Origin of the sequence: Streptomyces sp. NBC_00385 (assembly GCF_035917155.1) — a bacterium.
GTDB classification, from domain to species: Bacteria; Actinomycetota; Actinomycetes; order Streptomycetales; family Streptomycetaceae; genus Streptomyces; species Streptomyces poriferorum.
Genome location: NZ_CP107951.1, coordinates 7,426,933 through 7,440,115, shown reverse-complemented (window position 1 = coordinate 7,440,115; position 13,183 = coordinate 7,426,933). Strand labels below are relative to the sequence as shown.

At 71.7% G+C, this 13,183-nt stretch carries 12 protein-coding genes and 2 pseudogenes; 5 read left to right on the top strand and 9 right to left on the bottom strand.

The window, feature by feature from the left end; translation table 11 throughout:
- Nucleotides 1-39: 39 nt before the first annotated feature.
- Nucleotides 40-480 carry an Lrp/AsnC family transcriptional regulator gene (locus OG959_RS33185; protein WP_219571227.1) on the bottom strand — a complete coding sequence of 147 codons (441 nt, stop codon included), beginning with the start codon at nucleotides 478-480 and terminating at the stop codon, nucleotides 40-42.
- 202 nt (nucleotides 481-682) lie between these two features.
- Here OG959_RS33185 and OG959_RS33180 point away from each other — a divergent pair, with 202 nt between their 5' ends.
- Nucleotides 683-1,084 carry a hypothetical protein gene (locus OG959_RS33180; RefSeq protein WP_219571226.1) on the top strand — a complete coding sequence of 134 codons (402 nt, stop codon included), beginning with the start codon at nucleotides 683-685 and terminating at the stop codon, nucleotides 1,082-1,084.
- Nucleotides 1,085-1,569: 485 nt separating this feature from the next.
- Here the strand turns inward: OG959_RS33180 and OG959_RS33175 are convergent, their stop codons facing one another.
- On the bottom strand, nucleotides 1,570-2,742 hold the full coding sequence (locus OG959_RS33175; RefSeq protein WP_326664415.1) for an acyl-CoA dehydrogenase family protein: 1,173 nt from the start codon (nucleotides 2,740-2,742) through the stop codon (nucleotides 1,570-1,572).
- Nucleotides 2,743-3,126: 384 nt separating this feature from the next.
- On the opposite strand from OG959_RS33175, the gene OG959_RS33170 reads away from it, so the two are divergent.
- Nucleotides 3,127-4,401: a glycoside hydrolase family 18 protein gene (locus OG959_RS33170; RefSeq protein WP_326664414.1), complete on the top strand. Its 1,275-nt coding sequence runs from the start codon at nucleotides 3,127-3,129 to the stop codon at nucleotides 4,399-4,401.
- Between the two features lie 77 nt (nucleotides 4,402-4,478).
- Here the strand turns inward: OG959_RS33170 and OG959_RS33165 are convergent, their stop codons facing one another.
- From OG959_RS33165 to OG959_RS33155, 3 genes are all read right to left on the bottom strand, one after another.
- Entirely contained in the window at nucleotides 4,479-4,631 is a 153-nt protein-coding gene (locus tag OG959_RS33165) for an SCO1431 family membrane protein (RefSeq protein ID WP_326664413.1), read from the bottom strand.
- Nucleotides 4,632-4,848: 217 nt separating this feature from the next.
- Nucleotides 4,849-5,127 carry a DUF3817 domain-containing protein gene (locus OG959_RS33160; RefSeq protein WP_326664412.1) on the bottom strand — a complete coding sequence of 93 codons (279 nt, stop codon included), beginning with the start codon at nucleotides 5,125-5,127 and terminating at the stop codon, nucleotides 4,849-4,851.
- Nucleotides 5,127-5,318 carry a hypothetical protein gene (locus OG959_RS33155; protein ID WP_326666864.1) on the bottom strand — a complete coding sequence of 64 codons (192 nt, stop codon included), beginning with the start codon at nucleotides 5,316-5,318 and terminating at the stop codon, nucleotides 5,127-5,129. Before OG959_RS33155 ends, OG959_RS33160 begins: the two co-directional genes overlap by 1 nt.
- Here OG959_RS33155 and OG959_RS33150 point away from each other — a divergent pair.
- Nucleotides 5,284-5,502 (top strand): annotated as a pseudogene (locus OG959_RS33150) (hypothetical protein); the annotation flags it as partial. The gene OG959_RS33155 and the pseudogene OG959_RS33150 sit on opposite strands and share 35 nt — an antisense overlap.
- Nucleotides 5,503-5,592: 90 nt before the next feature.
- On the opposite strand, the gene OG959_RS33145 reads toward OG959_RS33150, so the two are convergent.
- Nucleotides 5,593-6,960, bottom strand: coding sequence for a peptidase C39 family protein (locus OG959_RS33145; protein ID WP_326664411.1), 1,368 nt, complete (start codon nucleotides 6,958-6,960; stop codon nucleotides 5,593-5,595).
- Between the two features lie 181 nt (nucleotides 6,961-7,141).
- Between OG959_RS33145 and OG959_RS33140 the strand changes: the two are divergent.
- Together OG959_RS33140 and OG959_RS33135 are read left to right on the top strand one after the other, a co-directional pair.
- Nucleotides 7,142-7,771 (top strand): annotated as a pseudogene (locus tag OG959_RS33140) (uridine kinase family protein).
- A 358-nt stretch (nucleotides 7,772-8,129) separates the two neighbouring features.
- Nucleotides 8,130-10,046, top strand: a complete 1,917-nt coding sequence (locus OG959_RS33135) for an AAA family ATPase (RefSeq protein ID WP_326664408.1) — start codon at nucleotides 8,130-8,132, stop codon at nucleotides 10,044-10,046.
- 35 nt (nucleotides 10,047-10,081) lie between these two features.
- Here OG959_RS33135 and OG959_RS33130 read toward each other — a convergent pair whose 3' ends face one another.
- The 3 genes from OG959_RS33130 to OG959_RS33120 form a co-directional block, all read right to left on the bottom strand.
- Entirely contained in the window at nucleotides 10,082-11,179 is a 1,098-nt protein-coding gene (locus OG959_RS33130; protein ID WP_326664407.1) for a hemolysin family protein, read from the bottom strand.
- Nucleotides 11,176-12,546 (bottom strand): hemolysin family protein, encoded by a 1,371-nt coding sequence (locus OG959_RS33125; RefSeq protein WP_326664406.1) that lies wholly within the window; start codon nucleotides 12,544-12,546, stop codon nucleotides 11,176-11,178. Before OG959_RS33125 ends, OG959_RS33130 begins: the two co-directional genes overlap by 4 nt.
- Before the next feature lie 184 nt (nucleotides 12,547-12,730).
- On the bottom strand, nucleotides 12,731-13,183 hold the full coding sequence (locus tag OG959_RS33120; protein ID WP_326664405.1) for a PH domain-containing protein: 453 nt from the start codon (nucleotides 13,181-13,183) through the stop codon (nucleotides 12,731-12,733).

Here is a 13,183-nt window from a genome sequence, read left to right as displayed (position 1 = left end):
CTTTCGGCCCCACCCGCGACCCGCGGCGGCGGGCGCGCGTCAGATCTGCGGCGGGCGCGCCTCGTAGGCCGTGGAGAGGACGACGGTGGTACGGGTGGACACGCCGGCGAGCGTACGGATCCGGGTGAGCAGGTGCTCCAGCTCCCGCGGGGTCGCGACCCGCACCTTGAGAATGTAGTTCTCGTCGCCCGCGACGCTGTGGCAGGCCTCCAGTTCCGGGACGCCGGCGAGCCGGTCCGCGATGTCGTCCGGCGCACTCGGGTCGAACGGCTTCACCGAGATGAACGCGGTCAGGGGCAGCCCGACGGCCTCGGGGTCGACGACCGCGGCATAGCCCCGGATCACCCCGCGCTGCTCCAGCCTGCGGACGCGCTGATGAACGGCCGAGGTGGACAGGCCGGTGGCCTTGCCCAGGTCGGTGTAGCTCATCCGCCCGTCCTTGACGAGCAACTCCACGATTTGTCGGTCCAGCTCCTCCATATGGATCAATCTATGGCCACTGGCCCTCCAGGCACAGCCGTGGAGGGCGGTGAAGGGCACCTGCGAGCGGCATGTGACGAATGCCACAGGTTTACGCACCGGTAGCCGGGGCCCTCACGGTTACGGCGTATGTGCGACGGGAAGTGCTTGCTGTGGTCGAGGCCGCGGCGCCTTGTCGGCCCACCCGAGGGGGGAATTTCCCATGCAGAGCCTGAAGCTCACCGGACGTACCGAACCGGAGCCTGTTGATCCTTTCGAGGACACCGCTCCCGACGCGTACGACACGTTCGAGATGTACCGGGTCGTCTGCCCGGACTGTGCGCAGCCCATCGCGCTCCTGGCGGACGAGGACGTACTGCCGGAGCACGCACTGTGCCCCACTCCGTGGAACCCGTTCGTCCTGACGGTGTGCGCCGGAACCGGCCGCGCCGCCTCCGGGGCCCGGCCCGCCGACGAGTCGGCGGAGGCCCAGGAGCAGGAGACGGCCCTGCTGCTGACGCTCCCCCAGGGGCTCGACTGGAGGATGCAGCCGTTCTCGCACGCCGGGGGTGCCGGCTCGCACCCGCTCCGGGTGCCCCACCAGCTGCGCCGCGACGCCGCCTGAGACCGCCGCGCCCTGGGGCCCGTCCGCCCTGATCCACCGGTCGGACCCCGAGGGCGCCGGGACGGACCGCCCGCACCACGCCCCGGCCGGAGCGCGGCGATGCGGGCGGTCCGCAGCCGCTCCGGCCCGGTGCGGCACGCCGAGAGGACCTGACGAACAGGCGCTCGAATCGGCCGGGCAGTGACCCGGCCCGGCTCCGTACCGTTGGCCCGGCATGACCCTGCTGCATTCCACGGCCGGCCCCGGTCGTCGCCGTCTCGCCGCTCCGGCCTCCGAAGAATCGGTTCCGCAATCCCCTGCCCCGGCGGCGCCGTCGCAGACGCCCCGCCCGGCACCGCGATCCGGGCCCCACTCGACCGATCCGCCCATCTACCGGGCGCTGCTCCGGCACTGGGAGAGCACCGGCAGGACGCTGCCGGGCCGCCACGACCAGGAGTGGAACCGGATCATGACGACGCCGGTGTGGGCGGACCGTCCGCTGCGGGTCAGCGCGTCTCAGGACCCGCGAGGTGGCGGGCGATGACCATCCGCTGGATCTGGTTGGTGCCCTCGACGATCTGCAGCACCTTCGCCTCGCGCATCAGCCGCTCGACGGGGAAGTCCAGCGTGTAGCCGTATCCGCCGAGTACCTGGACGGCGTCGATGGTGACCCGCATCGCGGCGTCCGTGCAGAAGAGCTTGGCCATGGCCGCCTGCCGCGAGAAGGGGCTTCCCGCGTCGCGCAGCCGGGCCGCCTCCAGGTAGAGCGCCCGGCCCGCCTCGATCTGGGTGGCCATGTCGGCGAGCATGAAACGCAGCCCCTGGAAGTCGGCGATGGGGCGGCCGAACTGCCGGCGCCCGGTGGCGTAGGCGACGGCCTCGTTCATGGCGGCCTGCGCCACGCCGATGGCACAGGAGGCGATGCCCAGCCGGCCGGAGTCGAGCGCGGACAGGGCGATCGCGAAGCCCTGCCCCTCGTCACCGATCCGGCGCGCGTCGGGGACCCGCACGCCGTCGAAGTGCAGCTGCGCGGTGGGCGAGCCCTTCATCCCCATCTTCTTCTCGGGCACGGCCGCGCTCAGGCCCGTGGCGTCGCCCGGGACGAGGAAGGCGGTGATGCCGCGGGGGCCGTCGACGCCGGTGCGGGCCAGGACCGTGTAGAAGTCGGCGATGCCGCCGTGGGTGATCCAGGCCTTGGTGCCGGTGATGACCCAGTCCTCACCGTCCCGTACGGCCTTGGTACGCAGCGAGGCGGCGTCGGAGCCCGAGGCGGGCTCCGAAAGGCAGTAGGCGCCCAGCAGGCCTCCCGAGAGCATCGCCGGGAGGTGGTCGGCCTGCTGGTCCTTGGTGCCGTAGCCGGCGACCGCGTGGCAGGCGAGGGAGTGGACGCTGACGCCGAGTCCGACGGTGAGCCGGGCGGCGGCGAGTTCTTCGAGGACCTGGAGGTAGACCTCGTACGGCTGGTCCCCGCCGCCGTGGGCGGAGTCGTAGGGCAGGCCGAGCAGGCCGGACTCGGAGAGCAGGGTGAAGATCTCGCGCGGGAAACGGCCCGCGTCCTCCTCCTCGGCGGCCCGCGGCACGATCTCCCGCTGGGCGATGTCGCGGACGAGCGCGACGAGTTGCCTGGACTCCTCGGTGGGCAGACGGCGTTCCACCGATTGCAGGGCACGGTCGGACATGACGGCGCTCTCCTCCCTGTCGGGCGTTGCGGCGGTCGCACGCGCGGGGTGTGAGCGGCGCCGCCGGGGGATCTCCGGACGATGCCCGGAAAACACTGCTGCCCAGCCGATGTTGCCCTCCCGGATTACGAGAGGCGCAGGCAGGCGGCTGTGGCGGGTTGAGTATGCCCGATCGGACGGTATCCGTCACCGGTTGACGGAACACGCCCGAAAAGCGGTGCGGGCCGCCGGGACGATCACGGAAATTGGTCCGAACCATTGACCCAACTGGTCTAGTCCATCTACGGTTTCGGCGAACCGACTTTCCGCGTTCATGCCAAATCTGCACGTACGCCGGAAGGCCGGCCGTCCACTGGCACGTCCCCTCCCCCACGAGGAGCAACCATGACCGGACTTCACCGCCCGCGGGCCCGCCTCCGGGCCCTCGCAGCCGCCGCCTGTACCGCCGCCCTGGGCGCCGCCCTGCTCGGCGTCGCGGGCACCGGGTCCGCCGGAGCGGCCCCCGCCGCCCAGCAGGCCGCCGTACCGGCAGCAGCACCGGCCGCCCCCACAGCGGCCGGCAGCAAGGTGGTCGGATACTTCACCAACTGGGGTGTCTACCAGCGCAATTACCACGTAAAGAACATCGAGACCTCCGGCTCGGCCGACAAGCTCACCCACATCAACTACGCCTTCGGCAACGTCCAGGGCGGTAAGTGCACGATCGGCGACTCGTACGCCGACTACGAGAAGGCCTATACGGCGGACCAGTCGGTCGACGGGGTCGCGGACACCTGGGACCAGGAACTGCGCGGCAACTTCAACCAGCTGCGCAAGCTGAAGAAGCTGCACCCTGAGCTCAAGATCATCTGGTCGTTCGGCGGCTGGACCTGGTCCGGCGGGTTCGGTGAGGCGGCCAAGAACCCGGCCGCGTTCGCCGAGTCCTGCCACAGCCTGGTGGAGGATCCGCGCTGGGCCGACGTCTTCGACGGCATCGACATCGACTGGGAGTACCCCAACGCCTGCGGACTGACCTGCGACACCAGCGGCCGTGACGCCTACGGCAACCTGCTGTCGGCACTGCGCACCGAGTTCGGCGCGGACAGCCTGGTCACCTCGGCGATCAGCGCGGACGGTTCCGAGGGCGGCAAGCTCGACGCGGTCGACTACGGCGGCGCGTCGAAGTACGTCGACTGGTACAACCCGATGACGTACGACTTCTTCGGCGCCTGGGACGCGAAGGGTCCGACGGCCCCGCACTCCCCGCTGACGTCCTACACGGGCATCCCGAAGGAGGGCTTCAACAGCGAGGCGGCCATCGACAAGCTGAAGGCACAGGGCGTCCCGGCCTCCAAGATGCTGCTCGGCATCGGCTTCTACGGCCGCGGCTGGACCGGCGTCACCCAGGACGAGCCGGGCGGCACGGCGACCGGCGCGGCCCCCGGCACGTACGAGGCGGGCATCGAGGACTACAAGGTGCTCAAGAACAGCTGCCCCACGACCGGCACCGTCGCCGGTACGGCGTACGCGCACTGCGGCACCAACTGGTGGAGCTACGACACCCCGGCCACCATCGGCACCAAGATGGCGTACAAGAACCAGCAGGGCCTCGGCGGCACCTTCTTCTGGGAGCTCAGCGGTGACACCACGAACGGCGAGCTGATCAAGGCGATCGACTGACGTCGTCGCGGCGGGCATGACGAGGCGGGGAGCCGGGCGGGCTCCCCGCCTCCGTCACGTCCGGGGCCGGACGCGGGTCACATGAGGCCGAGCTGCGTGACGAACATGGCGATGACGACGACAAGCGTCCAGCCCAGGACGTTCTCCAGCAGCTTGGAGCCGTCGTCGGGCCCGCCGGTCCGTGCGCGGCGGCGGGCATGGGTGGTGGTTGCGGCGGAAGTCGCGGTCATGGCATCTCGTTCGGTCGGCCGGCAGTCGTTGTCCCCCGAGGACCCGACCACAGTGCCAGCCCGACGGGCCACCGGGGTAGAGATCTGCGTCACGGCCCCGGGACCGGCAGGGCCGCGCCAGAGGATGCCGACGGCCGCCCGGCCCGCCGCTGGGCGGCTGCCGGACGGGCGGGTGGGTACAGGCAGCGGACGCCGCCTGTGCCCGACACCACACCGGCTACCCAGGCGCGCAGACAGCTCCATCGGCTGCGCCGCGAAGGCGCCGCAGGGCGAACATCGCACCGAATCCCGGGGTCGGGGCAAGCCACCTGGCACGCGAGGAAGCGGCGCCCGGGGCCACCCAGGTCATCGCGATGGCGACGAGGTAGGCCGTGCCGTGGAGCGGCCCGCAGAGCGAGGTGACCGGCTCGGCGTGGACGGTGAACACGTTGGCCAGCAGGACAAGGAGGGAGACGGCCTCGACGGCGGCCGCGGCCCGCAGGGTACGCACGCCCATCACGCACCCGTCGTGGAGCCGGGACGGACGATCATCAGGATCACGACGACCGTCCACAGCAGGTTGAAGACACCGGTGAGCATGGCCAGCCTGCTCGGCGGCGGAGGCGGCGCGACCGGAGCGGCCGATCCGTCGGCCGACGCCAGTACGCGCATGGTGGGGTGGGCGGGCACGACCGCCAGCGTGTCCATGGCCGTCGCCGCACTCGCCCTCGCCACCGCCTCCGCCCTGGCCACGAACTGGCCGCTGACAGCGCTCGCCGGCGCACTGGCCGCCGCCTCGCACGGCTGGATGGCCGGCTCGGTCCGCGCCTGCCGCGCGTGCGCGCGCCTGCCGGTCCTGGAACGCGCCGTCGGGCAGCACCTGCCCGGGTGACCGGGCCCCGGGCGGCCCGGTCACCCCGGTCGCGGTCCGCGCACCGGGCAGCGGCAGGAGGCCGTCGTCAGGCCAAGGGGCCGCAGATGCTCACACCAGGCCCAGCGACCGCAGCGCGCGGCGCTGGCCCGCTGTCGGCCGGGCGGGCCAGTAGAGGTAACAGACCCCGCCCGTACCGCTTCTGACCTGTCCGTTCGCGTCGTACCGCTTGGTGCGGAGCCAGATCGTCTCCCACTCGTGCCGCAGATAGACATGGCGCACCGCCTCGTTGCTCGGCGACGCCGGGTCGTTGGCGATCACGTCGCCGTCCTCGGTGAAGCCGATCACCGTCATCAGGTGGCCGGAGGTGCCGTAGCCCGCACCGGTCAGCTCCGTCTTGAGGAACGACTGCGACGTTATGACGGGGATGCCGGCCCCGACCAGCGTCTCCAGGTCCCGCAGCGAGCCGAGCCGGGTCACCACTGCGTTCATGTCCTCGTACGTCGCCGCGTAGGCGGCGTTGAAGGGCCAGTTCCCGCAGCCCTCGTACTGGTTGTCGTACGTGAAGCGCGCCGCGTGGCAGACCTGCGGGTCCTCCAGCTCCGGCTTGACCCAGGCGAGGTCCTCGGCGGAGGGCTTGCGCCCCCAGTACTCGATGATCATCTGCGAGGAGGTGGGGCTGCACCACGCCTCACCGCCGTTGTCGTACTCGGGGTACTGCCCCACGTGCACGTTCTGCGAGTAGCGCGGCACCGGCAGCTCCCGGGCGAGGCCGGGGACGGAGGCGGGCACGGTGAAGCGGTCGGGGATGTCCGACGCCATCGCGCCGATGCGCCACACCGTGGGCGTGAGACGGGTGCCCGGGCTTCGGTAGAGGGTCAGCCGCAGCCGGTAGGACAGCAGGCGCAGGCCGCCGGTCGCGTCGTCGACCGAGAAGGTGTCGGTCCAGATGGAGCTCTTGCCGTCGGTCTGGTCGTCGACGGAGGTACGGCGGATGTCACCGTCGCCCGCGGCCCAGCGGCCCATGACGTACCAGGGGGTCTCCGTACCGTCCGAGTAGCCGCCGCGCAGTTCGATCTGGATCCAGGTGCCGGCGGGCGTGTCGGCGTTCCAGGACGCGATCACCTCGGTGGCCGGGACGGTGGAACGGTGGACCGGCGAGGTCCAGGTGGCGTACTCCCACGCCGCGGTGGTGCCGGTGTGCGGGTCGGTGTAGTCGGTACGGCCGAGCGGGTGCCCGATGACCAGGCCCGCGCGGCGGCCCGCGACGGCACGGGTCCCGGCGCCGGAGCCGCAGCGCCAGTCGGTGTACGTCGTCCAGAAACGGTTGTCCACGGATGGGGCCGCCGAAGGTGCGTCGGGCCGGGTACGGGAGGGAGCCGCCGCCGAGGCGGAAGCGGCGGACGACACCGCTCCGGCGCCGGCCGCTGCGGCGATCGCGGCGGTGAGCACGGTTCTGCGTGAGGTCGGACTGGGCATGGGCGAGACCCCCGGTCGTAAGCGGAATGGTGCGGCGGGTGCACGACAGTGCGCCAACTATTGCCGGTCGTCCCCCGGTTCGGCCAGCGATTCGGCTCGTGCCGAAGAACCAATATTGGTGTGGACCACTGGCGTGACCTGCGGCTGCCGCGCACCGGCCACCGGCTCGTAGGCTGGCGCCATGAACGACCTCTCGCGCCTCGCCGCACGGCTGCGCACCCTGGCGCCGTCCTGCGGGCCGGTCCGGCTGATCGGCGTCGACGGCCACGCGGGATCCGGCAAGAGCACCTTCGCCGCCCGGCTCGCGGCGGCCCTCGGCGACGTCCCCGTGCTGCATCTGGACGATCTGGCCACGCACGACGAACTGTTCGACTGGACCGGCCGGCTGCGGGAGCAGGTGACCGGCCCGCTGTCGCGCGGCGAGACCGCCCGGTACGCGCCGTACGACTGGACGGCGCGCGACTTCGGGCCGCCGCGCACGCTGGCGCCCGCCCCGCTGGTGCTGATCGAGGGTGTCGGCGCGGGGCGGCGGGCCCTGCGCCCCGCTCTCGCCCATCTGTTGTGGATGGACCTGCCGGCTGCGGAGTCCTGGGAGCGGGGCCGACGGCGGGACGGGCCGGCCCTGAGCGCCTTCTGGGACGGCTGGACCGCGGCCGAAGCGGCTCATTTCTCGGCCGATCCCTCACGCCCCTGGGCCGATGCTCTGGTACGCCAGTTGCCTGTGGGGTACGAGTGGCTGGAGTGAGCCCCTCCGGCAGCAGGAATGAACCATTCCGTCACCCAAAGTGATCACCCTGCGCCGCCATACTGAGCAGTCGGAAATCGGACCCGAAGTGCCTCAACTCTGCTTGACCCGGGGGCGGTACAGGTCTTACGTTCTCAATGTGCGGCTTTTCGGAGCCCCCGCAGACGCGAAGCCCCCGGTTGTTCCCCCGTGATCGGGGGCTTCGTTCTGTGCCCGACACCGACTTCCGGCCCCACGCGCCCCATTCCGCTCACCGTGGGTCACGTCCGGTCTTCGGCCTGCGGCGCCCTTAGTCGCACACTCCCTGCGCAGGTACGATGCCTCTCGGTGCGGTCAATTCCCGTCCATGGCACAGTGATTCGGCGCGCCTCGGCGGGCTGTCGTGCGGCGGGACATCCTGGGGGCACGGTTTGTGGGGGACCTGATGGACATCGGCACGCAGGGCGCACAGGCCCCGGCCGACCTCGCGTGGCTGCGCGGCGTGGACGCCTACACGATGGGCGCGTATCCGCAGGCCGAGGAGGAGTTCAGAGCTGCGGTGCGCCTCGATCCCACCATGGCGGACGCCTGGCTCGGCCTCCATGCGCTGAGGGTCGACACGACGACGGCACTGCTGCACATGTACCGCCACCGCGACCGCTTCGGCGATCAGCGCGGGCGCTACCGACGCACACTCAATTCCTGGTACTGGCTGGGCTGGTGGGTGCAGCCGGTGCTGGAGAGCCCGCGCGACCTGCTGCTCGCGCACGCCTCGCACTGGCTGGACGGCCGCCATGTGCCGGATCTCGACCGGGCACTGGCCGGCCTGCCGCCGGTGGACGCCGATCCGCAGGTCCGCTTCCTGCACGCCTGCCGTTCCTATCTCGTCAAGGACTGGGAGCAGCTCGTACGCCATACGGAGCACCTGATCGACGATCCGCTGCTGGGCATCGAAGCAGGGCTCTTCGGCGGGATGGCGCGGGTGCGGCTGGAGATGTACGGGCAGGCCGAACCCCTGTTGTCCACCGCGCTGATGCGCTGCCGCAGCGAACAGCCCCAGCGCAAGGAGCTGCGCTACTGGCTGGCACGCGCGCACGAGGGCACCGGCCGCAGCGCTGCCGCGCTGCCCCTGTACCGGGCGGTCCACCGGATCGACCCGGCGTTCATGGACACCTCGGCGCGGCTGGCCGCGATCGCGGACTACGACGGGCTGGACGGCTCCGAGGAGGCATCCGGCCTGGCCGCCGTCTCGCTGACCGGTCTGGGCGCCGACGGTACGTTCACGGAGACGCAGCCGGACGGCGATTCACTGCTGGGCACCGATCTGGTGGACGGCAGGGAGCTGCGGCCCGGCGTCGAACCGCAGGACCTGCCGGGCATCGACGTGTCACCGCCACCGGGCGGGGCCCGGCAGAAGACCGCGGTCCCCGGTCAGCCCGCGCCGCAGTCGTTCCCGGCCGGGCCGAGCGACCCCGTGCTGCTCGCCGAGGCGCTGGCGGAGCTGGAGCGGATGGTCGGCCTGGAACCGGTGAAGCGGCAGGTCAAGGCGTTGTCGGCGCAGCTGAACATGGCAAGGCTGCGGGCGGGCCAGGGGCTGCCCGTGCAGCCGCCGAAGCGGCATTTCGTCTTCTCGGGTCCGTCCGGGACCGGCAAGACCACGGTGGCGCGGATCCTCGGCCGGGTGTTCTACGCGCTGGGCCTGCTCGGCGGGGACCATCTGGTCGAGGCCCAGCGGGCGGACCTGGTGGGCGAGTTCCTGGGGCAGACGGCGGTGAAGGCCAACGAGCTGATCGACTCGGCGCTCGGCGGGGTGCTCTTCGTCGACGAGGCGTACAGCCTCTCCAACACCGGATACAGCAAGGGCGACGCGTACGGCGACGAGGCTCTGCAGGTCCTCCTCAAGCGCGCGGAGGACAACCGGGACCATCTCGTCGTCATCCTGGCCGGCTATCCGGAGGGCATGGACCGGCTGTTGTCGACCAACCCCGGGCTCTCCTCGCGCTTCACCACACGGGTGGACTTCCCCAGCTACCGGCCGCTGGAGCTCACCTCCATCGGTGAGGTGCTGGCGGCCGAGAACGGGGACGCCTGGGACGAGGAGTCGCTGGAGGAGCTGCGGTCCATCAGCGGCCACGTCGTCGGCCAGGGCTGGCTCGACGAGCTCGGCAACGGCCGCTTTCTGCGCACGCTGTACGAGAAGAGCTGCGCCTACCGCGATCTGCGGCTCTCGGGGTACTCGACGGTGCCGACGCGGGACGATCTGGCGACGCTGCGGCTGCCGGACCTGATGCAGGCCTACGGCGAGGTGCTGTCCGGACGGGGACCGGTGGGCCGGGGCCGGCAGGAGCCGCCCGAGGTGTGAGGCGGTTCCTGCCGGTCCGATCCGGCCGAAAGGGGCTAGCCGACCAGGGCGGACAGTTCGTCCGAGCCGGTCTGCCGCTCCTCGGTGCGGCGCGGCTCCGAGACCCGGTGGGCCGGGTCCCGTACCTCTCCGACCAGCATTTCCAGTACGTCCTCCATGGCGACCAGGCCGAGTATCCGGCCCGACGCGTCGGCGACCTGGGCCAGATGCGTCGCCGCGCGGCGCATCACGGTCAGGGCGTCGTCCAGGGGCAGCTCGGCCCGCACGGTGGCCATCGGGCGCCACACGTGCTGCGGGACGGCCCGCTCGCCGTCCTCCAGGTCGAGGACGTCCTTGACGTGCAGGTAGCCCATGAAGGGGCCGCCGCCCTCCGCGCAGACGGGGAAGCGCGAGTAGCCGGTCCGTACGGTGAGCTCCTCGATCCGGCGCGGGGTGACGGAGGGGTCCACCGTCACCAGGGCCGCCCTGCGGAGGAGCACATCGGTGACGGGCCTGCTGCCGAGCTCCAGGGCGTCCTCCAGCCGTTCCTGCGCCTCCGGCTCCAGGAGTCCGGCCTGCCCGGAGTCCTCGACGAGGCGGTTGAGCTGCTCGCTGGTGAAGACGGCCTCCACCTCGTCCTTCGGCTCGACACCGAAGAGCCGGAGTACCAGCCGGGCACAAGCGCCCAGCGCCGAGGTGACCGGCCGGCAGAGCCGGGCGAAGCCGACGAGGCCGGGGCTGAGCCACAGCGAGGTCTTCTCCGGAGCCGCCATCGCCAGGTTCTTCGGGACCATCTCGCCGATGACGAGGTGGAGGAAGACGACGAGGACCAGCGCCAGCACGAAGCCGAGCGGGTGGATCATGCCCTCGGGCAGGTGCGCCGCGTGGAAGACCGGCTCCAGCAGACGGGCGACGGTCGGTTCCGCGACGGCACCGAGGGTCAGCGAGCAGATGGTGATGCCGAACTGGGCGGCCGCCATCATCTGCGGCAGGTTCTCCAGGCCGTACAGCACCTGGCGGGCCCGGCTCGACCCGGCTGCCGCAAGGGGTTCGATCTGGCTGCGGCGCACCGAGACGAGGGCGAACTCCGCCCCCACGAAGAAGCCGTTCGCCAGGACGAGAAGTCCGGCGAAGAGCAACTGGACGAGGCTCATCGCGCTGCCTCCAGGACCCGGCGGGACGCCCGCGGCGCGGCGGCCGGTGCGGGTGAGTCGGCCAGGCGCACGAAGCGGACCTTCTCGGCCCGGTAGTGGCCGACCTGGCGGACGGCGATCCGCCAGCCGGGCAGTTCGGTCCGGTCGCCGGGGGCGGGGATCCGGCCCAGCAGGTCGGCGACCAGTCCGGCGACGGTCTCGTAGGGGCCGTCGGGTACGTCGAGGCCTATGCGGCGCAGGGTCAGTACCCGGCAGCTGCCTTCGGCGTCCCAGGCGGGGCGCCCGTCCTCGGGGGCGGCGGCGGCCAGCTCGGGACGGTCGGCGCCTTCGGCGTCGTGCTCGTCGCGCACCTCGCCGACGAGCTCCTCGATGATGTCCTCCAGCGTGACGACTCCGGCGGTGCCGCCGTACTCGTCGACCACGACGGCGATCGGCTGCTCGTTGCGCAGCCGCTGGAGCAGCTGCTCCACGGGCAGGGTCTCGGGCACCAGGAGCGGCGGCACGGCGATCCGGCCGGCGGGGGTACGCAGGCGGTCCCGGGCGGGGACGGCGAGCGCGTCCTTGAGGTGGATCATGCCGACGACCTCGTCGATGCGCTCCCGGTAGACGGGAAAGCGGGACAGGCCGGTGGCGCGGGTGAGGTTGAGGACGTCCTGCGCGGTCGCGGAGGACTGGAGGGCGCTGACCTTCACGCGCGGGGTCATCACGTGCTGGGCGGTGAGCCCGGCGAGCGACAGCGTCCGTACGAAGAGGTCCGCGGTGTCCTGTTCGAGGGTGCCGGCCTCCGCCGAGTGCCGCGCGAGGGAGACCAGCTCTCCCGGTGTGCGGGCGGATGCCAGCTCATCGGTCGGTTCGACTCCGAAGAGCCGCACCAGCCGGTTGGCGGCGGTGTTCAGCAGGCCGATCACCGGGCGGAAGACCCGGGTGAACCCCTGCTGGGGCCCGGCGACGAACCGTGCGACCTGGAGCGGCTTGGAGACCGCCCAGTTCTTCGGCACGAGCTCGCCGATGACCATCTGGACGGCGGCCGCGAGCAGCATGCCGATGACCACGCTGATGCCGGGGACGGCACCGTCGGGCAGACCGGTCACGGAGAGCGGGCCCTCCAGCAGCTGGGCGAGCGCCGGCTCGGCGAGCATGCCGACCACCAGTGAGGTGATCGTGATGCCGAGCTGGGTGCCGGAGAGCTGGAAGGAGAGTTCACGCAGGGCGTCGACGACGGTTCGGGCCCGTCGGTCGCCCTCGGCGGCGGCGCGCTCGGCGTCCGCCCGTTCCACGGTGACGAGCCCGAATTCGGCTGCCACGAAGAATCCGTTGGCGAGGATGAGAAGGAATGCCGCACCGAGAAGCAGCAGGGGGGTGGTCATACCGCCGCCTCCGCAGAAGGGGCGGCGCAGGTACTACCGGACGATCCGTCCATTGCTGGAGGGAGTCACTCCTTGGGTCGCAGGAAAGCCCCGCGGGCCTCGGAGGCCTCTGGTGCGGGGCGGGGCGCACAGGGCGCCGCCGCCCTCCAGAGTAATCAACGAGAGGCCGTACGAGGCAGGGGGCTCAGCGGTTGTCCGTGCCGGTGCCGTGGTTCTCGGCGAGGGCGCGGAGCGTTCGGGCGTCGCGGATGGCCTGCTCCTTGGCGATTCCGGGCTGGATGCCGAGAGCGGGCATGCTGGTCCCGTCGCTGAGGTCGAGGAAGACCCACGGGTCGCCGGCGCGCAGGTTGACGCGCACGATCTCCGCCCAGGACAGCCGCCTGGTACGGGTGAGGTTGACGACCGTCACCCCGCTGTCGTCCGCCACGATCCGGGGGCGGCTGAGCAGCGCCAGGACGCCGAAGAAGAGCAGCGCGGTGAAGACGAAGCTGACCCGCTCTCCCCCGCTGAGCTGTTCCAGGGTGAAGGCGACGGCGGTGATGACGGCGAACATCGCCGCCCCGACGGTCAGCAGGACCACCCGGGTCCGGGTGGGCCGGAAGGTGACCGGAAGGGCGGGGAGTGCGGGGGCTGGCAT

Coding starts and splice junctions, on each gene's coding strand:
- OG959_RS33160 (WP_326664412.1), bottom strand. CDS start 5,127: ATGGGCGTGCGTACCCTGCGGGCCGCGGCCGCCGTCGAGGCCGTCTCC.
- OG959_RS33185 (WP_219571227.1), bottom strand. CDS start 480: ATGGAGGAGCTGGACCGACAAATCGTGGAGTTGCTCGTCAAGGACGGG.
- OG959_RS33170 (WP_326664414.1), top strand. CDS start 3,127: ATGACCGGACTTCACCGCCCGCGGGCCCGCCTCCGGGCCCTCGCAGCC.
- OG959_RS33155 (WP_326666864.1), bottom strand. CDS start 5,318: ATGGACACGCTGGCGGTCGTGCCCGCCCACCCCACCATGCGCGTACTG.
- OG959_RS33145 (WP_326664411.1), bottom strand. CDS start 6,960: ATGCCCAGTCCGACCTCACGCAGAACCGTGCTCACCGCCGCGATCGCC.
- OG959_RS33125 (WP_326664406.1), bottom strand. CDS start 12,546: ATGACCACCCCCCTGCTGCTTCTCGGTGCGGCATTCCTTCTCATCCTC.
- OG959_RS33165 (WP_326664413.1), bottom strand. CDS start 4,631: ATGACCGCGACTTCCGCCGCAACCACCACCCATGCCCGCCGCCGCGCA.
- OG959_RS33135 (WP_326664408.1), top strand. CDS start 8,130: ATGGACATCGGCACGCAGGGCGCACAGGCCCCGGCCGACCTCGCGTGG.
- OG959_RS33180 (WP_219571226.1), top strand. CDS start 683: ATGCAGAGCCTGAAGCTCACCGGACGTACCGAACCGGAGCCTGTTGAT.
- OG959_RS33130 (WP_326664407.1), bottom strand. CDS start 11,179: ATGAGCCTCGTCCAGTTGCTCTTCGCCGGACTTCTCGTCCTGGCGAAC.
- OG959_RS33175 (WP_326664415.1), bottom strand. CDS start 2,742: ATGTCCGACCGTGCCCTGCAATCGGTGGAACGCCGTCTGCCCACCGAG.
- OG959_RS33120 (WP_326664405.1), bottom strand. CDS start 13,183: ATGCCAGCCCCCGCACTCCCCGCCCTTCCGGTCACCTTCCGGCCCACC.